This window comes from Halobacillus sp. 12SKB, from assembly GCF_052941655.1.
Map to the genome: position 1 here is coordinate 3,028,766 of NZ_JBRFWR010000001.1, position 21,624 is coordinate 3,050,389.

The following is a 21,624-nucleotide window of genomic DNA, read 5'->3' on the forward strand; positions in this document are numbered from 1 at the left end:
ACGGAAAGGATGTCATCATGGAGGAAATTCAAAAAGCCATCCGTCAAATGGAAGCCCATAAGACGGAAGATGCGATAAAAACTCTAACACAATATTTACCAGAAGCTGACGAAGAAGAGAGATTCACGATTGCTGAACTATATATGCAATGGGGGATGCTCGAAGAAGCGAAGATGGTGTTGCACGAACTGATTCAACGCTATCCTAAAGAACAAGAACTGAAAGTCATGATGGCAGAGATTCACATTGATCTTGATGAAGATGATGAAGCCATTGAACTGCTGGACCAATTTGGGCCGGAAGATGAAGACTATTTGCAAGCGCTTGTGCAGCTTGCCGATCTTTATCAAGCTCAAGGACTTTTTGAAGTAGCTGAACAGAAATTACTGATGGCGAAACAAGTGGAGCCGAACTCAGCAATCATTGATTTTGCATTAGGTGAGCTCGCTTTTTCCAATGGGGAATATTCCAAGAGTATCCCTTATTATGAAAATGCGATGCATCATCAGCCGGTTATTGGTGATATTGAAGTTGCCACAAGACTTGCCGAAGCTTATGCTGCGAATGGTGAATTTGAACAAGCGCTTGAGTATTTCCAAAAAGTCGAAGAAGATAATCCTGATGTCATGTTCCGCTATGGATTCGTAGCTTACCAGGCAAATCGTAACGATATTGCGATCCATGTTTGGGAAGAATTGATTGAAAAAGACCCTTACTTCCAATCCGTGTATCCACACTTAGCTCAAGCTTATGATTCAGAAGGTATGCCAAAGGAAGCGCTGGAAATGGCTAAAAAAGGGCTTGCCAAAGATGAATTTAATAAGGAGCTCTATCATCTTGCCGGTACGTTATCTCATAGACAGGGGAATAAAGAAGAAGGTTACGAGTGGATGAGAGAAGCGGTTGCTTTGGATCCAGGATATAAAGAAGCGATTCTTTTCCTCATCGAGAATTATAAGTCTGATGATATGAATGATAAGATCATCGATTTGATCAATGAATTGATCTCCCTCGGAGAGGAAGACCCGAATTACTTGTGGGAACTTGCCCAAGCTTATGAAGAAGAAGAGAGATTCAAGGAGGCTTACGAGCAGTATCAACAAGCGTATCCTTCCTTAAAAGAAGATACAGATTTCTTGAAATCCTACGGTTATTTCCTTGTAGAAGAAGGAAGGATGTCTGAAGCAAGGCAGATTTTCGAAGAATACCTGGCAATTGATCCTACAGATACAGAAATTGAGGACTTCGTTGAGCGGCTGAAAGAACAATGAGCTGATTAATAAAGCGCAGGAGGGGCGCCCATATGCAAACACCAATCTCTGTGGATGAGAAAAAAGACTTTGTCCGCTGGTTTTTAAATCACTTTCAGTTGAAAAAGCGAGAGAGTGTTTGGATTCTGAACTATTTAATGAACCATGAATCTCTTTTGTCAAGTGTCCATTTTGTCCAGGAAGTGAAGTTTTGTCCGCGCGGCATGGAAATTAGTGCCCAGGGTGTTTCTGACCCACCTTTCCGTTTTTATAAAGGCCAGGTTATGACGAATGATGCCGAGAAGTCGTTTCATGATTTAAGGATGAATCAAGGAGAACCAGTCTATATTCAAATGAACTTTGAGAATGCACAGCAATGCTCAAAATATGCTCTCGTACTCGAAGAGAATCCTTATCTTCCAAAAGACTATTACTTAAATGACAGAGATAAGAATGAAGCAGAACGTCTATTGTCTGTCAGTCTTTTGCAACACAGACAGAAAAGCATAGAGGACCGAATTGACGAAGCTCTGATCAATGGGGCACGCGATGAATTCAAAGCATTATGTGGAAAGCTTGAAAAAGTTAAACAGGATTTGAATGCATTTCTTTAAATACGGAAGCCGGTACCTTTTAAAAAAGAGGTCCCGGCTTTCATTTTTGTTTAAATATAGTAAAATAAAGAGAAAATGATACATAGATAAAGGATGGAATGAATTATGAGATGGACAAAAGCAGATACTACGCAATACATACCAGAAAAACAGTATATTGATACTGTCATCATTCCCTTGATTCCATTTGATCCCGGGAACGAACAACACATGGTAAAGCAAGCCTTCCAACGTGAGTTGAACCAAGTGTTCACAAACCTGATCGAAAAAGAATACAGGGGAAGAATATTTCTAGCTCCGGATTATCATTATCTTGAAGGATCACAAACGGACGAAAAAGAGAGAATCAATCGTTGGATTCATAAGTTCAAAGAGCAGCCTTTCCAACACATTTTCCTTTTTACTTTCGACAGTAAATGGAAGAAATACGAAGCAGAACTTGAAGGACACGTTCTATGGGTGCCTGGTATGGGTTCTGGCGATATTCAGTCTACTGAGACACAGTCGTTCGTTCGCGAGCAAGCTCACCAGATCAGTGAATTGATCCAGGCTTATTGGTAACTGGATAAAAGTTCCGACAAGGTTTGATAATTTATTGACCGCGCCTTGAGATTGCGCTATCATGGTAATGTCCTAGTAAACTGTGTGTAATCAATCCATGTCGCATGGATTACAGCATAGAGGGGGGAAAAGAATGAGCGATAAAAAACGAGTATCCCGGCGTCAGTTTCTGAACTATACACTCACTGGTGTAGGCGGTTTCATGGCAGCGGGCATGCTTGCACCGATGGTTCGTTTCGCAATCGATCCTGTATTGAAAACGAAAGAGGGTGGAGATTTCGTCTCCGTAGCTTCCGTTGATGAAATTACGAATGAACCGCAGCGTTTTGAATGGACGATCGATCAAGTGGATGCTTGGTATGAATCAGAAGTTCAAAAAACAGCTTGGGTGTACAGAAACGACAATGATGAAATTGTAGCACTATCACCGATTTGTACTCACTTGGGATGTACGGTCGACTGGGCTTCCAATGAGGAGTACCCGAACCAATTCTTCTGTCCTTGTCACGCTGGTCGTTACACGAAAGACGGAACTAACGTGCCAGGAACTCCACCGACGGCGCCACTGCCTCGATTTGAGTTTAAGGTAGAAGAAGGTATGCTTTACTTAGGTGAAACGAAAGATTCAGGAGGGGGGGCATAATACATGCTTCAGAAAATTTACGACTGGGTGGACGAGCGTGTAGATATTACCCCGCTGTGGCGTGATATCGCAGATCACGAAGTTCCTGAACACGTAAACCCAGCACACCATTTTTCAGCATTTGTGTATTGTTTTGGTGGATTGACTTTCTTTATTACGGTCATTCAAATCCTGTCCGGGATGTTCCTGACCATGTATTATGTGCCGGACATTGAAAACGCTTGGAAATCTGTGTATTACTTGCAGCGAGAGGTTGCTTACGGTCAAATCGTCCGTGGTATGCACCACTGGGGAGCGAGTCTCGTCATCGTCATGTTATTCTTACATACGCTACGGGTATTCTTCCAGGGAGCTTATAAAAAACCACGTGAGTTGAACTGGGTTATTGGTGTACTTTTGTTCTTCGTCATGTTGGGGTTAGGCTTCACAGGATATCTGTTACCTTGGGATAACAAAGCTTACTTCGCGACTCAGGTCGGTCTTGAAATAGCAGCAGCCACACCATTTATCGGTGATCAGATTCGGACATTACTGGCGGGAGACCCATCGATTGTTGGTGCTCAAACGCTTACACGTTTCTTTGCAATTCACGTATTCTTCTTGCCGGCTGCACTGTTCGGGTTAATGGCGTTCCACTTCATTTTAATCCGTAAACAAGGAATTTCCGGACCACTATAAAATGTAACGTTAAAAAGGAGGGAAAGCTGTGCATAGGGGAAAAGGGATGAAGTTCGTCGGTGATTCACGAATCACGGCAGAACGAAAAGCCAACTTACCAAAAGACTATTCGGAATACCCAGGCCGTACAGAAGCCTTCTGGCCTAACTTCCTGTTGAAGGAATGGCTCGTAGGATCTGTCTTCTTAATCGGATTTCTTATTTTGACTGCTGCTCACCCATCACCACTTGAGCAACAGGCGGATCCAAACAACGCCGGTTATATTCCATTGCCGGACTGGTATTTCTTATTCTTGTACCAATTTCTAAAATATCAATTCGCAGGTGGAGATTACATTGTTCTTGGTGCTATCGTTATGCCAGGACTAGCTTTCGGTGCTTTGCTGCTTGCGCCATTCCTGGATCGTGGTCCAGAACGTCGCCCTCAAAAGCGTCCGATTGCTGTTGGATTGATGATTTTAGGCTTTATCGCAACTTTCTGGTTGACATATGAGTCTGTTTCTCATGCTGATTATGAAATGCGTGCGGAAAAGTACGGAGTCAACGTGGAAGCGGTTGAATCAACGATCGATAAAGAGCATCCTGGTTATGCGGTTTATGAAGCAAACTGCTTGAGCTGTCATGGGGATGCCTTGCAAGGACAAGGGAACTACCCATCCTTAATCGATGCTGAATTGACTGTTGATCAAGTCAAAGATATTGCAGTTAATGGTGTCGGTGAAATGCCTGCTGGTATTTTTGGCGGTAGTGATGAAGAGCTTCAGCAACTTGCTGAATTCGTCGTTCAAGCTGGCGGCGGTGAAGCTGGTGGCGAAGGTGGAGAGTCTTCTGGTGAAGGATCTGAAGGAAACTCTGAAGAAGGTTCTTCTGAGGAAGGATCCGAAGGCGGGTCTGAAGAAGGTTCCTCCGGTGAAGGATCTGAAGGAATCTCTGAAGAAGGTTCTTCTGAGCAAGGATCCGAAGGTGGATCTGAGGAAGGTTCTACTAGCGAAGGATCTTCAGAAGAAGGTTCTAGTGATTCAGAAGGTTCTGGATCTGAAGAGTAATTAGATACTTAATTCAATGTAGCCGCGCTTTTAAAAAGCGCGGCTACATTTGTATTGGAGGTACAAGGTAACATGAAACAAATGATCACCTATATACTCAAGAACCGATCTTTTTTAATCATGCTTTTTTTTATTAATTTATTTGGTACTATTTATGGATACATATGGTATGAACCACAGCTCTCTGTGACCGAACCGATCTTTCTATTGTTTGTTCCTGACAGCCCTACAGCCAGCTTGTTCTTTACTATATTCCTTGGATTTTATATTTTTGGTAAAAACATTCCTTACATAGAAGCACTCGCCATCATCACGCTGTTAAAATATGGATTATGGGCAGTTGTTATGAATGGTTTGACTTTATTAGAGTATGGATCGCTTCCATGGACCGGCTATATGTTAGTTTTTTCACATGGAGCGATGGCAGTACAAGGTCTTTTGTATGCCCCGTTTTATAAAATAGAAATGAGACATATTGTCTTTGCCGGTATATGGACGCTTCACAATGATGTAATTGATTACGTTTTCGGTCAAATGCCTGTCTATCCAGCTATTGTTGAGTATATGGATGAAATCGGATATTTTACATTTTGGCTTAGTATCGCATGTATACTATGTGCCTATGTCTTATGTGTAAAGAGAAAATCCCAAGTCTAAATCGCCTTTCCTTTTCATAAGATGAAATAATACTTGTGAGAGGGGAGAAGTGAAATGGGACGTGTTATTTTGGTGTTCATTTGTTCCCTTATTTTCACACTCGTACCATCCGGTCTTACGCATTCATGGTCGGAGGAATCTCCTGATTGGGAAGCTTTTGCAACACAATATCGTCGGTTGGCTGCTGATGGGAAGTTTGAGCTTGCTGAGCGACTGTGGAATAGTAAGTATGCAGAAATGGAACAATATGTTCAAACCCTATCGGATGATCATAAAGAAGCATGGATACAACTGGATATCTATAGTTCTACAGATGATTTTAAAGAAACCAGGTGGGAAGAGGGTCTCATTACTTTTCTGGAAGTTAGTTCATCCAATAATCCTTACCCTGTCATAGCAGAAAAACTGGAGCATTTTTCAAACACATCAGTAACTTCTGTTTCTCTTGAAGATATACAGGAGGAGTGGAATTTGATACGTCCAGTAGTCACTAATTATGTAGACGTGGTCAAAGTGAACGAAGTAGATCAAGCGCTACATGAATTAGCGATTATTGACTCAATTAATGGCAGGGAAAATTTCAGTGGGAAAATTACAGAACTCGTTAAAGGACAATACCAGCAAGACTGGAATACTTTCCTGTCGACAGCCATTTTCATAGGCGGGGCTATATTAGTGACGTTACTTTATGTTGGGGCGATCAATTATAGAGAAAGTTCGAAAAATAGACACACAATGAAGAGTGGTCATAGTTGATTTTTCATGATTTTTTGACTAAAATTGACCTATATACTCACATCCAAGATGGAGGAATGAAAGATGAGTTTTATCCTATACTTTGCGCTGATATTGATTATTCCACTGTGGGCGCAGTCAAAGGTGAAAAGCACCTACAAAAAATATTCAAAAGTTCCGACATCCTCAGCCATGTCAGGAGCTGAGGTAGCTAGAAAAATTCTTGATGACAATGGATTATACAATGTTGCTGTAGAAGAAGTTCGCGGGCATTTAACCGATCATTATGACCCTCGTTCGAAAGTGATCCGTCTTTCAACTGATATTTACCATGGCCGGTCAACAGCAGGAGCAGCTGTAGCCGCACACGAAGTCGGTCACGCGATTCAAGATGCACAAGATTATGCATTCTTACGCTTCCGCAGTGCACTTGTTCCCGTTGCAAGTTTCGGTTCTAACATTTCCATCTTCCTTATTATCGGTGGATTTCTTCTTGGGATGGCTGGACTTGCCTTAGCAGGAATTGTATTCTTTGCGGCTGCTGTGTTATTCCAATTGATCACTTTACCTGTAGAGTTTGATGCATCAAACCGCGCGATGAGCCAGTTGGTATCAACTGGAGTCATCAGAAACGATGAAGAGCGCAAGACGAAGAAAGTATTGAACGCTGCGGCGATGACTTACGTCGCTGGTGCTCTTGTTGCACTTGCTGAGTTGCTGCGTTTTGTATTCATGTTCGTAGGTATGAATGAAGAATAAATTAGAAAAACCGATCCTTGTTAAAAGGATCGGTTTTTTTAGATCTTTTTATTATCATCTAATCGATAGGGTTTTTGTTTTCATCAAGAGTAAAGCCTTCGCCCATCACATCATGTACATGACTTACAGCAACAAATGCATGGGGGTCAATATGATCGATAATTGACTTTAGTCTGACAATTTCATTTTTACCGATGACGCAATAAAGAACATCCCTCTTCGAACCAGAAAAGGAACCTCTTCCTTCTAGCACGGTTACACCTCTATCCATCTCTTCCATCACGCGCCTTGAGATTTCTTCACTTTTCTCAGAAATAATGGTTGTACCTCTCGCCGCGTACGCTCCTTCTTGTATGAAGTCTATGACTCTTGCTCCGACAAAAACAGCTACAAGAGTGTACATACCTCTTGTGTACTCAAGGTATGTGATAATGGATACAAAAATGACAAGGGCATCAAAGAGGAACATGGCTCTTCCCATACTCCAGCCAAGGTATTTGTTGACAAGACGTGCGATGATATCGACTCCGCCTGTGGTCCCCCCGTACCGAAAAATAATGCCAAGTCCTACACCTATGAATACACCTGCAAACAACGCAGCCAATGTAAGATCATCAGACAGGTTAAATTCAATCATATAGTTTTGAGAAACGGAAATGAAAACGGAAACGGCTAAGATACCAATTAAGGAATAAAAGAATGTAGTACGCCCAAGAATCTTCCATCCGATGATGAGGACCGGAATATTGAGCACAATATTCATAAGGGCAGGGTCCCACTGGAATAAGTATAATAGCAGCAATGTAATACCTGTAAAGCCGCCTTCTCCTAATTCATTTTGAATGTTGAAGTGGACGAGTCCGAAAGAGAAGATAGCGGATCCGATTAAAATCCATATGATATTTTTCACGCGTAATCCGAATATTTTCATATGTACACCTCCAATAGTTGTCACACGATTTCAATTATAGATAATTCAAGTGAAAGCGGCAATAACATCTTTTTATATATTGGCTTTTATTACCCTGATATTAATTGAAAAGGAAGTTATTGAACTATATGGCAGGATTGTGGAAGACTTGATTTCGAGATGTTTGTGTGGATTTAGGGGCTCCGGGAAAAGGTTCGCTTTCCGTGGGCGAGTGATGAGCCTCCTCGAGCTAACGCTCTGCGGGGTCTCATCTACCACGCACTTCCCACAGGAGTCTCACCGTTTCCCTCCGCCCCTTTGCCATATGAGGTTCTCGAAATCCCTCTTATATTACCTTGCCTAAAACTGTTATAAATCCTGCTTAAACCGCGTTGACATAGGCTTCTCAACCATAAAAGCTCCTATTGCTGGAAAGTAGTTTCGAGAATTTCTTCCCCTCCGCCCTATCCACTCAACAAAAGTCTCGAAACTGAGTCTTCAACAAACGGGAGCTTTTATATAAAAATAAATTTTACCGGCTCAAACTAAAAAATTTGTCAAATGGCGGCCTTTTGGCTAACATTTAGAGAGAGTCCTTAAAGAAACGAGGGTTTAGCATGAATTACACGACAAAAGATATCCAACAAAGAGTAGATGATTACATATCTCAATTTAAAGAAGGTTATTTTTCTCCCCTTAGTCTTCAGGCACGATTGACAGAAGAAGTCGGAGAGATGGCAAGGGAAATAAACCACCGGTATGGGGAAAAACCAAAAAAGAGTACAGAAGAAGATAAAGCTCTTGAAGAGGAGCTTGGCGATGTTATTTTCGTACTTACATGTTTTGCAAATTCCTTGAACATCGACCTCTCTGATGCTTTTGAACAATCCATGAGTAAAATTGAGACGAGGGATAAAGATCGCTGGACAAGGAAAGAAGGAGGAATGAAAAGTGAGTAATATTAAAGTGATTGTCGCAGGCCCCCGTGGTAAAATGGGCAAAGAAGCATTAAAAATGATTCATAACCAGTCCACTCTTTCACTGGTGGCCTGTATAGATCGGAAACACGAAGGAATGACTGTGAAAGAACTGGATGGTTTTCCTGATATGGAAGCGGTCATTTATACGGATGCTGCAAAATGTCTCAGTGAAGTGGAAGCTGATGTTCTCATTGATCTGACCACACCTGAGAATGGGTACAAACATACCAAGCTCGCTATTGAAAACGGAGTCCGACCTGTCGTTGGTACCACAGGCTTTTCAGAAGATGAACTTTCCGAGTTGACTAACCTCGCATCCGAAAGAGGAATCGGGACAATCATTGCTCCTAATTTCGCGATTGGCGCAGTCCTCATGATGCAATTTTCAAAATGGGCAGCCAAGCATTTCCCAGAAGTGGAAATCATCGAAAAGCATCATGACCAAAAGCTTGATGCTCCTTCAGGAACCGCGCTTAAAACCGCTGAATTAATTAAAGAGGTACGCGATCCTCACAAACAAGGACATGAATCAGAAACAGAGACCCTTGAGGGCGCACGTGGGGCTGATGTAGATGGAATGAAAATTCATAGTATGAGACTTCCGGGGCTTGTGGCGCATCAGGAAGTCATTTTCGGTGGACATGGGGAGACATTGACCGTTAAACATGACTCCATTCATCGTGAATCATTTATGAGCGGAGTGAAACTTGCTGCAGAGCGTGTGATGGAACTTGACGTCCTCGTATATGGTCTTGAACACATACTTGACTAACAAGGAGAGGTTTACCATGAAAATTGCATTGATTGCGCACGATAAAAAGAAAGAAGATATCATTCGTTTTGCGAAAAAATATCATTCCATCTTATCGAAGCATCAATTGTTTGCTACAGGGACAACAGGAATGAGGATCTCAGACGAAGCAGATTTGAAGGTGACAAGGTTTCAATCCGGGCCGCTCGGTGGGGATCAACAAATCGGTGCAAAAATAGCAAGTGAAGAGATGCATATGGTTGTCTTTTTCCGTGATCCGCTAACAGCACAACCTCATGAGCCAGATATTAGCGCACTGCTGAGGTTATGTGATGTTCATCAAATTCCGGTAGCGACTAACCAAGCGATGGCAGATATCATGATTCAAGCTTTGGATCATGAAGACTTTGATTGGAAAGGCATCATTGAAATGAACAGATAACAGGAGTGATCGATTATGGCTAAAATAGGTATCACTTGTTACCCCACCGTAGGGGGATCAGGTGTCATTGCTACAGAGCTTGGGAAGCTGCTGGCAGAAAAGGGGCATGAAATCCATTTTGTTGCTTCTCAAGTGCCCTTTCGTCTGAACCGTGTATATCCGAATATATATTATCATGAAGTGGAAGTCAGCAATTATCCAGTCTTCCAGCACCCTCCTTATGACTTAGCTCTAGCAGCTAAAATGGCCGATGTAATTAATAGAGAGGAATTGGATATTCTTCATGTCCATTATGCGATGCCGCATGCCATTTGTGCGATTTTAGCCAAACAAATGTGTGAACGTGATGTGAAAATTATTACGACCCTTCACGGTACAGATATTACCGTTCTAGGTATTGATTCCAGCCTTAAACAAATGATTCGGTTTGGAATTGAACAGTCAGACAGAGTTACAGCTGTCTCGCAAAGCCTGGTTGATCAGACGAAGGAGATGTTACATACAGACCGGTATATTGACGTCATCTATAACTTTGTAGATGAAAGGGAGTATTATCGTAGAGAAGATCAACGTTTGAAAGAACACTATGGGATTCAGGAAGAAGACGCGGTACTCATCCATATATCTAACTTTCGTAGAGTGAAAAGAGTAACGGATGTTATTAAAACCTTTGCAGCTGTCGCAGAGCAGATGCCAGCGAAGCTGCTGCTTGTCGGAGATGGTCCGGAATATTCAGAATGTCACCAACTTGTCCAACAGCTGGGTTTAGAAGACCATGTCCTCTTCTTAGGGAAGCAGGAAAATGTAAGTGAGTTGCTTTCGATTTCAGATCTGAAGTTATTGTTATCTGAAAAAGAGAGCTTTGGACTTGTCCTGCTTGAAGCTATGGCTTGTGGTGTGCCCTGTATCGGAACAAATATCGGAGGAATTCCAGAGGTCATTGATCATGGGGAAACCGGTTTTATCGCAGAACTTGGAAATGTCGAACAGATTTCTTACTTCGCTACAAAGTTATTAGAGGATAAGGATCTGCATCAAACGATGGCTGAACAATCTAAAAGAGTTGTTCATGACAAATTTGCAACGAATACAATCCTTAGACAGTATGAAACTTTATATGAACAGGTCTTGAACTATGAGTAGTCACGAAGTATTTGAACATGCTTTTGAAGTGATCCAAAAGATTGAAGAAGCCGGTGGTGAAGCCTATATTGTCGGTGGTGCTGTGCGTGATTATTTAAGCGGCAGGCCGGTCAATGACATCGATATTGCGACATCGGAAACGCCTGAGCGGATTCAGGAAATTTTTGATAAAGTGATCCCTGTAGGAATCGAACACGGGACGGTAATCGTGCGCCATCGTTCTGTTTCTTATGAGGTGACAACGTATCGGGTGGAAGAAGGCTATGAAGATTATCGCCACCCAGATGAGGTGACTTTCGTACAGGATATCACTCTTGACCTGGCTCGGAGAGATTTTACGACCAATGCAATCGCCATGAGCAGGGAAGGAAAGCTTATTGATCCTTACCGCGGACATGGTGCCATTCGGAATAAGAGGATTGAAGCTGTCGGGGAGCCGTCTGAGCGTTTTCACGAAGATCCATTACGAATGATGAGAGCGGTCAGGTTCGCCAGTCAACTTTCATTTAAGATTGAAAAGAGGACCGAAGAAGCCCTGAATCACTTGTCTCCATTACTTCAACACATTTCCATTGAAAGAATTGCAGTGGAAATGGAGAAAATTTTCGGAGGCTCGGATTATGCTTTAGGCTTGCATCTTCTGCAGTCGACAGGGTTAAAGAATCACCTGCCAATTCTTAAAGACTTGGACATTCATAGGAATGTTCCGTATTCTCCTCTATTAGGGTGGCACGAAATCGTTGCTTTTTATGTGCTGCAATACCCACATCTATCTGCAGAAAATTTCATGAAGTCATGGAAACTTTCAAAGGATACAAAGAAGAAAACAGAACAGTTGGTACACGCCTATAGAAAGTATGAAAACGAAAAGAATGTGACAGCATCACTTGTCTACCATTTGAATGAAGAACTCTTCCCGTCTTTCTCTAGATTGGCCTCAGCTTTGGATCGAGTAGGTAAGATTTCGGATGAAATTTTGATTGAGAAGAAAAAACAGCTGCCTATTCACAGTAAGAAGGAGCTCTCGTTCCAAGCTAGAGACCTTTTGCAATTGTTCGCAGACCTGCCGAAAGGTCCATGGATCTCAGAGTGGATGGACAAGATTGAACAGCATGTGGTCACCGGGGAAATAGAAAATGATTATGAAAAAATAAAGGAGTGGGTGAGGGAATGGAATCCACCCGCAAGGAACTAATCGAGTTACTGAATAACGGAGAAGGTCATATTTCAGGTCAGGAACTTTCTGAACAGCTGGGAATATCAAGGACAGCGGTTTGGAAGCACATGAACGAATTGAAAAAAGACGGATATGAAATTGAAGCCGTCCAGCGGAAGGGTTACAAAATAATATCTTCCCCTGATAAGATCAGTGAGAACACTCTCAGGTGGGGGTTGGATACCAAGTGGATTGGTCATGAATTGCATCATTACGACCAGGTGGAATCCACCCAGGAAATTGTACATCAATTAGCTAAACAGGGAAAACCCCATGGAACTGTGGTCATCGCAGATGAGCAAGTGAAAGGGAAGGGAAGAATGTCGAGGAATTGGGATTCACCGAAAGGAAAAGGGATATGGATGAGTGTCCTCTTACGTCCGAATCTACCTCCTGTGCAAGCACCTCAAATCACTCTTCTGGCCGCAACCGTATTAGCAAGGATGGTTGCAGAAAGATCATCGTTGGTCCCGCAAATCAAATGGCCGAATGATTTATTGATCAATCATAAGAAAGTGTCAGGCATTCTTACAGAAATGCAAGCAGAGCAGGATACGATTCAATATATTGTTCTGGGTATGGGAATGAATGTAAATCAAGAAGATCGTGAAATCCCTGAGGATATTAAATACAAAGCGTCTTCCCTTAAAGTCGAATCTGGCCAGCATTGGAATATTCAACAAACGGTCCAACACATCTTGCGTCTTTTTGAAGAAACCTATGAACGGTTTGAAACTCATGGGTTTGCATCCGTGAAAAAGGATTGGGAGCATTTCGGTTACAAAATAGGCGAAGAGGTCACCATATCTACCATGAGAAAAACCTGGCAGGCGACTCTCATCGGGATCGAGCCAGATGGAGCTTTGCGTGCGAGAAGCAAAGACGGAGAGGAAGAGAAACTGTATTCAGCGGAAATTCACTGGGGAGAGGGAGGATACCATGCGTAATAAGGCACAGTTCCTGCGTATGAAGCATGAGGAAGAAAAAATCGTCATGATCACAAGTTATGATTATCCATCAGCGAAAATGTCTGAAGAAGCGGATGTTGATATGATTCTGATCGGCGACAGCTTGGGAATGACGGTACTAGGTTATGACTCAACAATTCCGGTAACCATGGAAGATATGATTCATCATGGAAAAGCTGTCTACCGTGGTGCTCCTGACACATTTAAAGTGATTGATATGCCCTTTATGTCTTATCATATATCCACAGAGGACACATTGAAGAATGCTCGTAGACTCTATCAGGAAACAGGAGCCCAGGCATTGAAGCTTGAAGGAAGTGGCGAGGTCTCTGAAGCAATGAAAAAGCTTGTTCATGCCGGAATTCCTGTCGTTGGCCATATAGGTTTAACTCCGCAGTCCGTCAATGTTCTTGGAGGCTACAAGGTTCAAGGTAAAGACCATCAATCCGCAGAAAAACTCATCGAAGAAGCGCTTGAAATCGAAGCAGCCGGGGCAATGGCTCTCGTACTTGAGTGCGTTCCCAGACAGTTGGCAGAGATAATCACGAACCGCTTGTCTATCCCTACGATTGGGATCGGTGCCGGCGCAGAGTGTGATGGTCAGGTTCTCGTCTACCACGATATTCTCAAATATGGGGTTGATCGATTGCCGAAGTTTGTAAAACCTTATATCGACAGCAACCATCTTTTAGGAGAAGCAGTACAATCTTATGTGAAAGAAGTGAAGATGAAAGCTTTTCCGGAAGAATCCCATACATTTACTATGAACCTTAATGAATTGCCGGAGGAGTAAGGAGATAAATGAAAGTATTAAGAGAAATTGATCTTGTAAACACATTGATTTCCGAATGGAGAAAGAATGGGGAGACCATCGGATTCGTCCCTACGATGGGCTACCTTCATGAAGGCCATATCCGCCTAATTCAGGAAGCGAAGAAGGAAAATGACAAAGTGGTACTCAGCATTTTTGTAAACCCGCTTCAGTTTGGGGAAGGAGAAGATCTGGATACATATCCTCGTGATGAGGAACATGATCGTAACGCAGCAGAAGAAAACGGTGTCGATCTTGTTTTTCTTCCCACAAATGAAACGATGTATCCCCAATCATTATCCGTGAATATGACAGTTAACAAACGGACGAATGTCTTGTGTGGAAAGAGTCGTCCAGGGCATTTTGATGGTGTTGTTACTGTGCTCACGAAGCTTTTCAATATCACGAGACCTGATAATGTCTATTTCGGAATGAAAGATGCACAACAAGTAGCTGTCGTAGATGCCTTAATCAAAGATTATAATATGCCTGTCCATCTCATCCCTGTCCCTACGGTACGGGAGGGAGACGGTCTTGCGAAAAGTAGTAGAAATGTCCGTCTCTCCGATGAAGAGCGACAAGAGGCTCCTTCTATACAGGAAGCACTGCAGTATGGAAGGGAACTTGTTTTCGAAGGTCAAAAGTCAAAAGAATTGATTGTTGAGGCGACAGAGAAGTTTCTTGAAGAGAAAACTCGTGGTAAAATAGATTATATTGAATTATTATCTTATCCTGAGTTAGAATCTATAGAGAAGATTGATCGTCCTGTGATTCTCGCTGCGGCTGTATTTTATGACCATGTGAGGTTGATTGATAATGTCGTATTTGATCAAGAAGGACATGTCATATATGGGTGATCGGCAAGGAGGCCATTTCATATGTTACGTACAATGATGAAAGCAAAAATACACCGTGCACGCGTAACGGAAGCGAATTTGAACTATGTTGGGAGTGTGACGATCGATCAGGATTTGCTTGATCAAGTCGGGATACTTCCCCATGAAAAAGTGCAGATTGTGAACAATAATAATGGCGAACGGCTTGAGACCTACGTGATCGCAGGTGAGCGTGGCAGTGGGGTCATCTGCCTGAATGGTGCAGCGGCCCGCCGCGTTCAGCCTGATGATATTATCATTATTGTTTCCTATGCGATGCTTAATGAAGAGGAACTGGAAGAGTTTCGACCAAAGATTGCCCTGATGGATGAGAACAATAAAGTCGAGCAAATCATCGAGGAAGAACCACCTTTACAAGCATTGCCATTATAAGAAATGACTAGCGAGTGAAGAAAGGATCTATGCCACGGTCTTAGGCAAGGTCCTTCCTTTTTGTTGTGAAAGTAGGGATGAACATGAACAGATTTGCAATAGTGGATTTAGAGACAACAGGAAATGCGGCTTCTAAAGGGGATCGCATCATAGAAATCGGTGTCGTTGTTATGGAGGAAAATGGAACCATCGTGGAAGAGTTTTCTTCCCTTGTTTATCCTGAAAAAGAGATTCCTCCGTTTATCCGGTCATTAACCGGAATTGAAAATGACGATGTTTTAGATGCGCCGCTTTTCTCTGAAATTGTCGAGGATGTTTATCCTCTTTTTCAGCATGCTTATATTGTGGCGCATAATATCGAATTCGATCTTGGATTTCTAAATGACGAATTGGCACGGTGCGGTTATCAACCTTTACATAATCCGATTATTGATACCGTAGAATTCGCACGCATTCTGATGCCGACTTCTCCTACTTTCAAGCTAGGGCAGCTGGCCGAACGGTTAGAGATGGGGCATGATCGACCACACCGAGCATTATCAGACGCTCAAGTCACTGCTGATTTACTCCTTTATTTATTGAAAGAACTTCAGCGTCTCCCAGAGCGTACATTGCATCATCTCCTGAAGATCGAAGGGAAATTGAAAAGTGATTTCAGAGAGTTCTTTCTCAAGTATTTGGAGGAAAAGCGGTATGGGAGTGATAGTGAATCCGATGATGTGATGTTGAAGCACGGAATCGCTGTGCGGAAACAAGTGCCTGACCGTTCTTCTAAATCCGTACAACTCCCACCGTTCGACACGTGGAAAACACAAGTGTTTGAAGGGGAAAATGGTCTTGAAAGCCTGCTTCCTGATTATGAAATCCGCAAAGGCCAACAGGACATGACGACTAGGGTCAAGCAAGCGCTGGAAGAGAACAAACATGCAATAGTAGAAGCAGGTGCTGGAACAGGCAAGTCAGTTGCTTATCTACTTTCCGCTGCTTTCCAAGCTATGGAAAGTGGTAAACGAGTTGTCATTTCTACTCACACAACGAGCCTTCAAAAACAATTACTTGAGGATGAAATACCAAAAGTTGAGCGGATGTTTCCCCGTCCGATCAAAGCTGTCCTCTATAAAGGGAAAGCTCATTACATTAGTTTGATACACTTTCAGTATGAACTTGAAAGATCGTACCAGGATAATTATGATATTGCACTGACAAAGGCCATGATTCTCGTTTGGTTAACCAAAACGCGTACGGGCGACGTTGATGAAATTCAACTTCCTTCAAATGGAAGGCAGTTTTGGCATAAAGTATCTTCGGAACAGTCAAGCAAAACCGTTAGACTTGGTTTCACGGATGATAGCTTTTTCCAATGGGCTCAAGAAAAAGCGGCTCAAGCAGACCTTGTCATTACCAATCATGCTCTTCTGTGTATGGATATAATGAAAGAAGAATCTGTACTGCCAGATTATGAGCACGTGATTATTGATGAAGCCCATCATTTGGAAGCAGTAGCTAGCCGGTACTTTGGGGTGCGGATGAATTATCGTGAACTTCAACGGCATTTGACTCAATTTGGCGAGATCTTTCATAAGAATCTTTACAAGGACTGGTCTTTACAGGAAGATTTTTATACCAATCTAATCAAAGGTCAACAATCCATTGACGAGGCGAAGGAAGAGCTGAGCCATCTTTCACGTTACATTTATCAAAGTGTCAAAAAACAGAAGCGGCTAGGTAAAGGGAAAAGTGATATTGGACGTACTCAGCTTCTTTTGAAGTCAGGAGAAATGCCTGCATTTATTAACACAGCCAAAGAAATGTCCCATCGTTTTTTGGCTATGATCAAAAAGTTGATTGTCCATATGGGGAGAATGGAAGAACAGTTGAGAATGCAGCTTGCCGTTAAAGAAGACTACAGTATCCCAATACTTCTCTCCCGATTGAACAATCAAATCGATGTCTGCCACCAAATTCGTTCTCAGCTGATTCATTACTTTGATTTTACAAGAGAAGAAGAAGTGAAATGGGTCGAAATTGAAGGAGAAGGGGCCGTTAACGCGATCTACTTATTTAGTGAACCGTTTGATGTCGCTCACCTTCTTGAACAACGACTATTTAGAAGGAAGAGCAGTGCTATTTTAACGAGTGCTACCTTAACAACAGAGGGGTCTTTCGACTACATTCGAAAATCCTTGGGGATGCAGGACCTTACTCATACAATTGAAGCTGTCATTCCGTCTCCTTATCAGTTTAAGGAGCAGGTCCAGCTTATGGTTCCGAATGATTTCCCAAATATTAAAAATGACCCCGACTCGTTTGTTGAAGCACTCAGTGAAGCGATTTATTCTGTGGCGGAAGTAACAAAAGGAAGAATGCTCGTTTTATTTACTTCTTATGAAATGCTTCGTCAAACCTACTCACTTTTAAAAGAGTTTATTGACCCAGAAGAGTTCATGGTTTTCGCACAAGGCGTATCCAGTGGAAGCAGGGATCGTTTAAAAAAGAACTTTCAAGCGTTTGACCAGGCTATTCTTCTCGGGACGAGTTCGTTCTGGGAAGGGGTGGATATACCCGGAGACGATTTATCCTGTTTGATGATGGTCCGATTGCCTTTTCAACCACCAGATCAGCCTATCCAATCGATAAGGAATGAACGATTGCAGAAAGAAGGGAAAAATTCCTTTATGGAGAAATCCCTTCCTCATGCCATTATTCGATTCAAACAAGGCTTTGGAAGGTTGATCCGAAGCAGCTCCGATCGAGGAATCGTGTTTATTTGTGACCAGCGGTTGATGGAGGCGCGATATGGGAAATACTTCTTGAATTCCTTGCCGGAAGTCCCTGTTTCTTATGAGTCCACCCGTCAATTGATCAATAAGATCGAAAAATGGCTCTGACTTAAGCGCACGGGATTGGACGTACCTGTTATAATATAAAGCGGACCCCGCACAATGGAGGTTTTTAACGATGGAAAATAAAATTGAAACGTTATCGACGGTCAGGATTCAAAAGTCTGACGATCTTTATAAAATTGTCGATTCGTTGAACCGCACACTTAAAGAAAATAATCTGATGTTTGGGTTGGCACTGGATGATGACGATGCTGAGACCGCAGTCTTCACCATTTACCGTACCTAGTTGGTTGAAGTGGAGCCTTGCCATAGCAGGAACCCTTTTTATTCTAGCTTTTATCCTTTTCCTATGGGTGTATATAGATGTGAATCAGGACCGTAAAGAAGGTCACACTGAAGCAGAGACGATTGCGCTGGAACAAGGAGACCTTGCTACGGTCAACCATGTTTCTACATACCATGGCAAAAGGGAGTTCCATATCGTCCAAGGAATGAACGAGTCCAAAGAAGCATCGATCTTATTTATAGACATAAAGGAAAATAAGATCCTTGATGAGGTTTTAGGAGAAGAAGCGCTTTCTTTGGAGGAGATGCGTTCCCGGTGGGAGAATACGTGCTCCAGTTGTACATTCAAAGATATACAATATGGTTTTGAGGAAAACGAACCCGTGTTTCAATTGACCTATATCGATGATCAGGACCGTTATGTATTGGATTATTTCACATTGCAAGGTGAAGCGTTTGATCAGCGCTTTGCTTTCAGACAGAATGAGTAAAAGGAGTGAACGATTATGGAATTAGCACAACGAGTGAAAGCTTTAACACCATCAACGACATTGGCGATCACAGCCAAAGCAAAAGCATTGAAGGCTGAAGGCCATGATGTGATTGGATTAGGAGCAGGAGAGCCGGACTTTAATACCCCGTCATATATTCTGGATGCTGCTAAGCGTGCGATGGATGAAGGAATGACGAAATATACACCAGCTGGTGGAGTTCCTGAGCTAAAAAACAGTATCACAGCAAAACTTAACCGTGATCAAGGTTTAACGTACACGAATGAGCAAATCATTGTTACTACAGGGGCGAAGCATGCTTTGTTCACTTTATTCCAGGTTCTTCTGAACAAGGGAGATGAAGTCATCGTTCCGGCTCCATACTGGGTCAGTTATCCAGAACAAATCAAGCTCGCTGAAGGTAAGCCTGTGATCGTTTCAGCAGATGAATCCAATGATTTTAAGCTCACACCACAGCAACTGAAAGAAGCGATTACACCTAAAACGAAAGCTGTTATCATTAATTCGCCAAGTAACCCGACAGGTATGATGTATTCGCAATCAGAATTAAAAGCGCTCGGAGAAGTGTGCCTTGAGCATGACATCCTGATCGTGTCAGATGAAATTTACGAAAAATTGATTTATACAGAGGAAAAACATGTTTCCATAGCTGAGCTGTCTGAAGAACTGTATGATCAAACGATCATTATCAATGGAGTTTCCAAATCTCATTCGATGACAGGGTGGAGAATCGGTTTCGCTGCGGGGAATAAAACGGTGATTAAAGCGATGACCAATATGGCTTCACACTCGACATCAAACCCGACGACCATTGCCCAGTACGCGGCACTCGCTGCTTATACAGCTTCTGAAGAAAAAGTAGACGAAATGAAAGAGGCATTTAAAGAACGGTTGGATGTCCTTCACAAACGCCTGGTACAAATTCCCGGTGTGCACTGTGCGAAACCATCCGGCGCATTCTATCTTTTCCCGAACGTGAAAGAAGCGGTGGAGAACGGTGGTTTTGAGGATGTCGATGCTTGGGTGAAAGCTCTATTAGATGAAGAAAAAGTTGCGCTTGTTCCAGGTTCAGGGTTTGGAAGCCCGGATAATGTGCGCCTGTCCTACGCGACATCTTTAGATCAGCTCGAGAAAGCAGCTGATCGAATCGAACGATTTGTAAACAAATATCAATCTTAAGCTTTTGGAGGTTTTATTGTGAAAACAACGATATCTGAAGTATCAAAATATGTAGGAGAAGAAGTAACGTTAGGAGCCTGGCTTAGTAACAAACGCTCCAGTGGTAAAATTGCATTCTTGCAACTTCGTGATGGAACAGGTTTTATGCAAGGGATCGTCGTTAAAGCAGAAATCGGGGAAGATAAGTTCCAGGATGCTAAAGCTTTAACACAGGAGTCATCTCTTTATGTGACAGGTGTAATCGTGGAAGATACCCGTTCTCCACTTGGATACGAAATGCAAGTCAAAGATTTTGAAGTCATTCATGAAGCGGTCGACTATCCGATTACACCAAAGGAACACGGTCCAGAGTTCCTGATGGATCACCGCCATTTGTGGTTGCGATCTAAACGTCAGCACGCCGTCATGAAAGTACGAAATGAAATCATTCGCTCCACTTACGAATTTTTCAATGACAATGGGTATGTGAAAATTGATCCTCCTATTCTTACAGGATCTTCTGCAGAAGGAACGACAGAACTTTTCCATACGAAATATTTTGATGAAGATGCTTACTTGTCTCAAAGTGGTCAACTTTATATGGAGGCTGCTGCGATGGCGTTCGGACGTGTATTCAGTTTCGGACCAACATTCCGTGCTGAGAAATCAAAAACCCGCCGCCATTTGATTGAATTTTGGATGATTGAGCCTGAAATGGCCTTTATGGACCATGAAGACAGTCTTCAAGTCCAGGAACAGTATGTTTCTCATGTGGTTCAATCGGTTCTTAAGAACTGTAAGATTGAACTTGATGCACTCGGGCGTGATACAGAGAAACTTGAAAAAATCCAGGCTCCATTCCCGCGCATTAGTTATGATGATGCCATCCAACTTTTGAAAGATAAAGGATTTGATGATATCGAATGGGGAGAAGATTTTGGAGCCCCGCATGAAACAGCGATTGCTGAAAGTTATGATAAGCCTGTATTCATTACAAATTATCCTGCTGACATCAAAGCGTTCTACATGAAGCCGGATCCTGAGCGCCCTGAAGTGGTTTTATGTGCAGACTTGATCGCTCCTGAAGGGTATGGTGAAATCATCGGTGGGTCTCAGCGAATCGATGATCTAGAATTAATGCAGCAGAGGTATGAAGAGCATGATCTCACTGGAGATGCTTACAAATGGTATTTACAATTACGTGAATACGGAAGTGTCCCGCACTCAGGCTTTGGGTTGGGGCTTGAACGTACCGTAGCTTGGATTTCTGGAGTGGAGCACGTTCGCGAGACGATCCCATTCCCTCGTCTATTGAATAGACTTTACCCGTGATCACCAATCATGCTGATGAACGAACACCGATCTAACGCCCGTGGCGTATCGGTGTTTTTCATT

Annotated in this window: 24 protein-coding genes; 23 read left to right on the plus strand and 1 reads right to left on the minus strand. The window is 42.6% G+C overall.

Annotation, left to right across the window (positions count from 1 at the left end; all coding sequences use genetic code 11):
* Positions 1-17: 17 nt before the first annotated feature.
* The 9 genes from ACQ4XT_RS15110 (at position 18) to ACQ4XT_RS15150 (ending at position 6,942) form a co-directional block, all read left to right on the plus strand.
* Positions 18-1,271 (plus strand): tetratricopeptide repeat protein, encoded by a 1,254-nt coding sequence (locus tag ACQ4XT_RS15110; RefSeq protein WP_446854399.1) that lies wholly within the window; start codon positions 18-20, stop codon positions 1,269-1,271.
* Positions 1,272-1,303: 32 nt separating this feature from the next.
* Positions 1,304-1,864 (plus strand): ReoY family proteolytic degradation factor, encoded by a 561-nt coding sequence (locus ACQ4XT_RS15115; protein WP_446854400.1) that lies wholly within the window; start codon positions 1,304-1,306, stop codon positions 1,862-1,864.
* Positions 1,865-1,969: 105 nt separating this feature from the next.
* Complete coding sequence (locus tag ACQ4XT_RS15120; protein ID WP_446854401.1) at positions 1,970-2,425, plus strand: YpiF family protein; 456 nt, start codon at positions 1,970-1,972, stop codon at positions 2,423-2,425.
* Between the two features lie 133 nt (positions 2,426-2,558).
* Positions 2,559-3,068 carry a QcrA and Rieske domain-containing protein gene (locus ACQ4XT_RS15125; RefSeq protein ID WP_146816068.1) on the plus strand — a complete coding sequence of 170 codons (510 nt, stop codon included), beginning with the start codon at positions 2,559-2,561 and terminating at the stop codon, positions 3,066-3,068.
* 3 nt (positions 3,069-3,071) lie between these two features.
* The gene (gene qcrB / locus ACQ4XT_RS15130; protein ID WP_160913544.1) at positions 3,072-3,746 is read left to right on the plus strand and encodes a menaquinol-cytochrome c reductase cytochrome b subunit; all 675 of its coding nucleotides are present in this window, start codon (positions 3,072-3,074) and stop codon (positions 3,744-3,746) included.
* Positions 3,747-3,774: 28 nt separating this feature from the next.
* On the plus strand, positions 3,775-4,791 hold the full coding sequence (locus ACQ4XT_RS15135) for a c-type cytochrome (protein ID WP_446854402.1): 1,017 nt from the start codon (positions 3,775-3,777) through the stop codon (positions 4,789-4,791).
* An 81-nt stretch (positions 4,792-4,872) separates the two neighbouring features.
* The gene (gene lhaT / locus ACQ4XT_RS15140; protein ID WP_446855698.1) at positions 4,873-5,448 is read left to right on the plus strand and encodes a lipoprotein heptaprenylglyceryl N-acetyltransferase LhaT; all 576 of its coding nucleotides are present in this window, start codon (positions 4,873-4,875) and stop codon (positions 5,446-5,448) included.
* Between the two features lie 54 nt (positions 5,449-5,502).
* Entirely contained in the window at positions 5,503-6,204 is a 702-nt protein-coding gene (locus ACQ4XT_RS15145; RefSeq protein WP_446854403.1) for a hypothetical protein, read from the plus strand.
* 63 nt (positions 6,205-6,267) lie between these two features.
* Complete coding sequence (locus ACQ4XT_RS15150) at positions 6,268-6,942, plus strand: zinc metallopeptidase (RefSeq protein WP_226589773.1); 675 nt, start codon at positions 6,268-6,270, stop codon at positions 6,940-6,942.
* 58 nt (positions 6,943-7,000) lie between these two features.
* Here ACQ4XT_RS15150 and ACQ4XT_RS15155 read toward each other — a convergent pair whose 3' ends face one another.
* Positions 7,001-7,873 carry a YitT family protein gene (locus tag ACQ4XT_RS15155; protein WP_446854404.1) on the minus strand — a complete coding sequence of 291 codons (873 nt, stop codon included), beginning with the start codon at positions 7,871-7,873 and terminating at the stop codon, positions 7,001-7,003.
* A 596-nt stretch (positions 7,874-8,469) separates the two neighbouring features.
* On the opposite strand from ACQ4XT_RS15155, the gene ACQ4XT_RS15160 reads away from it, so the two are divergent.
* From ACQ4XT_RS15160 to asnS, 14 genes are all read left to right on the plus strand, one after another.
* A complete protein-coding gene (locus ACQ4XT_RS15160) occupies positions 8,470-8,811 on the plus strand; it encodes a nucleotide pyrophosphohydrolase (RefSeq protein WP_446854405.1) in 342 nt (113 codons plus the stop codon).
* Positions 8,804-9,604: a 4-hydroxy-tetrahydrodipicolinate reductase gene (gene dapB / locus ACQ4XT_RS15165; RefSeq protein ID WP_446854406.1), complete on the plus strand. Its 801-nt coding sequence runs from the start codon at positions 8,804-8,806 to the stop codon at positions 9,602-9,604. The genes ACQ4XT_RS15160 and dapB overlap by 8 nt, the downstream gene beginning before the upstream one ends.
* Positions 9,605-9,620: 16 nt before the next feature.
* On the plus strand, positions 9,621-10,025 hold the full coding sequence (gene mgsA, locus ACQ4XT_RS15170; RefSeq protein ID WP_446854407.1) for a methylglyoxal synthase: 405 nt from the start codon (positions 9,621-9,623) through the stop codon (positions 10,023-10,025).
* 15 nt (positions 10,026-10,040) lie between these two features.
* Positions 10,041-11,168 carry an N-acetyl-alpha-D-glucosaminyl L-malate synthase BshA gene (bshA, locus tag ACQ4XT_RS15175; RefSeq protein WP_446854408.1) on the plus strand — a complete coding sequence of 376 codons (1,128 nt, stop codon included), beginning with the start codon at positions 10,041-10,043 and terminating at the stop codon, positions 11,166-11,168.
* A complete protein-coding gene (locus ACQ4XT_RS15180) occupies positions 11,161-12,363 on the plus strand; it encodes a CCA tRNA nucleotidyltransferase (protein ID WP_446854409.1) in 1,203 nt (400 codons plus the stop codon). The genes bshA and ACQ4XT_RS15180 overlap by 8 nt, the downstream gene beginning before the upstream one ends.
* Positions 12,339-13,331 carry a biotin--[acetyl-CoA-carboxylase] ligase gene (locus ACQ4XT_RS15185; protein ID WP_446854410.1) on the plus strand — a complete coding sequence of 331 codons (993 nt, stop codon included), beginning with the start codon at positions 12,339-12,341 and terminating at the stop codon, positions 13,329-13,331. Before ACQ4XT_RS15180 ends, ACQ4XT_RS15185 begins: the two co-directional genes overlap by 25 nt.
* Positions 13,324-14,145, plus strand: a complete 822-nt coding sequence (gene panB / locus ACQ4XT_RS15190) for a 3-methyl-2-oxobutanoate hydroxymethyltransferase (RefSeq protein WP_446854411.1) — start codon at positions 13,324-13,326, stop codon at positions 14,143-14,145. The genes ACQ4XT_RS15185 and panB overlap by 8 nt, the downstream gene beginning before the upstream one ends.
* 8 nt (positions 14,146-14,153) lie before the next feature.
* The gene (panC, locus tag ACQ4XT_RS15195) at positions 14,154-15,020 is read left to right on the plus strand and encodes a pantoate--beta-alanine ligase (protein ID WP_446854412.1); all 867 of its coding nucleotides are present in this window, start codon (positions 14,154-14,156) and stop codon (positions 15,018-15,020) included.
* 21 nt (positions 15,021-15,041) lie between these two features.
* Positions 15,042-15,431: an aspartate 1-decarboxylase gene (panD, locus tag ACQ4XT_RS15200; protein WP_446854413.1), complete on the plus strand. Its 390-nt coding sequence runs from the start codon at positions 15,042-15,044 to the stop codon at positions 15,429-15,431.
* Between the two features lie 83 nt (positions 15,432-15,514).
* Complete coding sequence (dinG, locus tag ACQ4XT_RS15205; protein WP_446854414.1) at positions 15,515-18,319, plus strand: ATP-dependent DNA helicase DinG, 3'-5' exoribonuclease type; 2,805 nt, start codon at positions 15,515-15,517, stop codon at positions 18,317-18,319.
* Between the two features lie 70 nt (positions 18,320-18,389).
* The gene (locus tag ACQ4XT_RS15210; protein WP_226589742.1) at positions 18,390-18,560 is read left to right on the plus strand and encodes a YpmA family protein; all 171 of its coding nucleotides are present in this window, start codon (positions 18,390-18,392) and stop codon (positions 18,558-18,560) included.
* On the plus strand, positions 18,517-19,050 hold the full coding sequence (locus tag ACQ4XT_RS15215; RefSeq protein ID WP_446854415.1) for a cell wall elongation regulator TseB-like domain-containing protein: 534 nt from the start codon (positions 18,517-18,519) through the stop codon (positions 19,048-19,050). Before ACQ4XT_RS15210 ends, ACQ4XT_RS15215 begins: the two co-directional genes overlap by 44 nt.
* Before the next feature lie 15 nt (positions 19,051-19,065).
* Positions 19,066-20,250: a pyridoxal phosphate-dependent aminotransferase gene (locus ACQ4XT_RS15220; RefSeq protein ID WP_446854416.1), complete on the plus strand. Its 1,185-nt coding sequence runs from the start codon at positions 19,066-19,068 to the stop codon at positions 20,248-20,250.
* An 18-nt stretch (positions 20,251-20,268) separates the two neighbouring features.
* Entirely contained in the window at positions 20,269-21,561 is a 1,293-nt protein-coding gene (gene asnS / locus ACQ4XT_RS15225; protein WP_115823321.1) for an asparagine--tRNA ligase, read from the plus strand.
* Positions 21,562-21,624: the final 63 nt, after the last annotated feature.

What these genes read in the sequence shown, in the direction of transcription:
- ACQ4XT_RS15110 (WP_446854399.1), top strand. Translation starts at nt 18, where the DNA reads ATGGAGGAAATTCAAAAAGCCATCCGTCAAATGGAAGCCCATAAGACG.
- ACQ4XT_RS15115 (WP_446854400.1), top strand. Translation starts at nt 1,304, where the DNA reads ATGCAAACACCAATCTCTGTGGATGAGAAAAAAGACTTTGTCCGCTGG.
- ACQ4XT_RS15120 (WP_446854401.1), top strand. Translation starts at nt 1,970, where the DNA reads ATGAGATGGACAAAAGCAGATACTACGCAATACATACCAGAAAAACAG.
- ACQ4XT_RS15125 (WP_146816068.1), top strand. Translation starts at nt 2,559, where the DNA reads ATGAGCGATAAAAAACGAGTATCCCGGCGTCAGTTTCTGAACTATACA.
- qcrB (WP_160913544.1), top strand. Translation starts at nt 3,072, where the DNA reads ATGCTTCAGAAAATTTACGACTGGGTGGACGAGCGTGTAGATATTACC.
- lhaT (WP_446855698.1), top strand. Translation starts at nt 4,873, where the DNA reads ATGATCACCTATATACTCAAGAACCGATCTTTTTTAATCATGCTTTTT.
- ACQ4XT_RS15145 (WP_446854403.1), top strand. Translation starts at nt 5,503, where the DNA reads ATGGGACGTGTTATTTTGGTGTTCATTTGTTCCCTTATTTTCACACTC.
- ACQ4XT_RS15150 (WP_226589773.1), top strand. Translation starts at nt 6,268, where the DNA reads ATGAGTTTTATCCTATACTTTGCGCTGATATTGATTATTCCACTGTGG.
- ACQ4XT_RS15155 (WP_446854404.1), bottom strand. Translation starts at nt 7,873, where the DNA reads ATGAAAATATTCGGATTACGCGTGAAAAATATCATATGGATTTTAATC.
- ACQ4XT_RS15160 (WP_446854405.1), top strand. Translation starts at nt 8,470, where the DNA reads ATGAATTACACGACAAAAGATATCCAACAAAGAGTAGATGATTACATA.
- mgsA (WP_446854407.1), top strand. Translation starts at nt 9,621, where the DNA reads ATGAAAATTGCATTGATTGCGCACGATAAAAAGAAAGAAGATATCATT.
- bshA (WP_446854408.1), top strand. Translation starts at nt 10,041, where the DNA reads ATGGCTAAAATAGGTATCACTTGTTACCCCACCGTAGGGGGATCAGGT.
- ACQ4XT_RS15180 (WP_446854409.1), top strand. Translation starts at nt 11,161, where the DNA reads ATGAGTAGTCACGAAGTATTTGAACATGCTTTTGAAGTGATCCAAAAG.
- ACQ4XT_RS15185 (WP_446854410.1), top strand. Translation starts at nt 12,339, where the DNA reads ATGGAATCCACCCGCAAGGAACTAATCGAGTTACTGAATAACGGAGAA.
- panB (WP_446854411.1), top strand. Translation starts at nt 13,324, where the DNA reads ATGCGTAATAAGGCACAGTTCCTGCGTATGAAGCATGAGGAAGAAAAA.
- panC (WP_446854412.1), top strand. Translation starts at nt 14,154, where the DNA reads ATGAAAGTATTAAGAGAAATTGATCTTGTAAACACATTGATTTCCGAA.
- panD (WP_446854413.1), top strand. Translation starts at nt 15,042, where the DNA reads ATGTTACGTACAATGATGAAAGCAAAAATACACCGTGCACGCGTAACG.
- dinG (WP_446854414.1), top strand. Translation starts at nt 15,515, where the DNA reads ATGAACAGATTTGCAATAGTGGATTTAGAGACAACAGGAAATGCGGCT.
- ACQ4XT_RS15210 (WP_226589742.1), top strand. Translation starts at nt 18,390, where the DNA reads ATGGAAAATAAAATTGAAACGTTATCGACGGTCAGGATTCAAAAGTCT.
- ACQ4XT_RS15215 (WP_446854415.1), top strand. Translation starts at nt 18,517, where the DNA reads ATGACGATGCTGAGACCGCAGTCTTCACCATTTACCGTACCTAGTTGG.
- ACQ4XT_RS15220 (WP_446854416.1), top strand. Translation starts at nt 19,066, where the DNA reads ATGGAATTAGCACAACGAGTGAAAGCTTTAACACCATCAACGACATTG.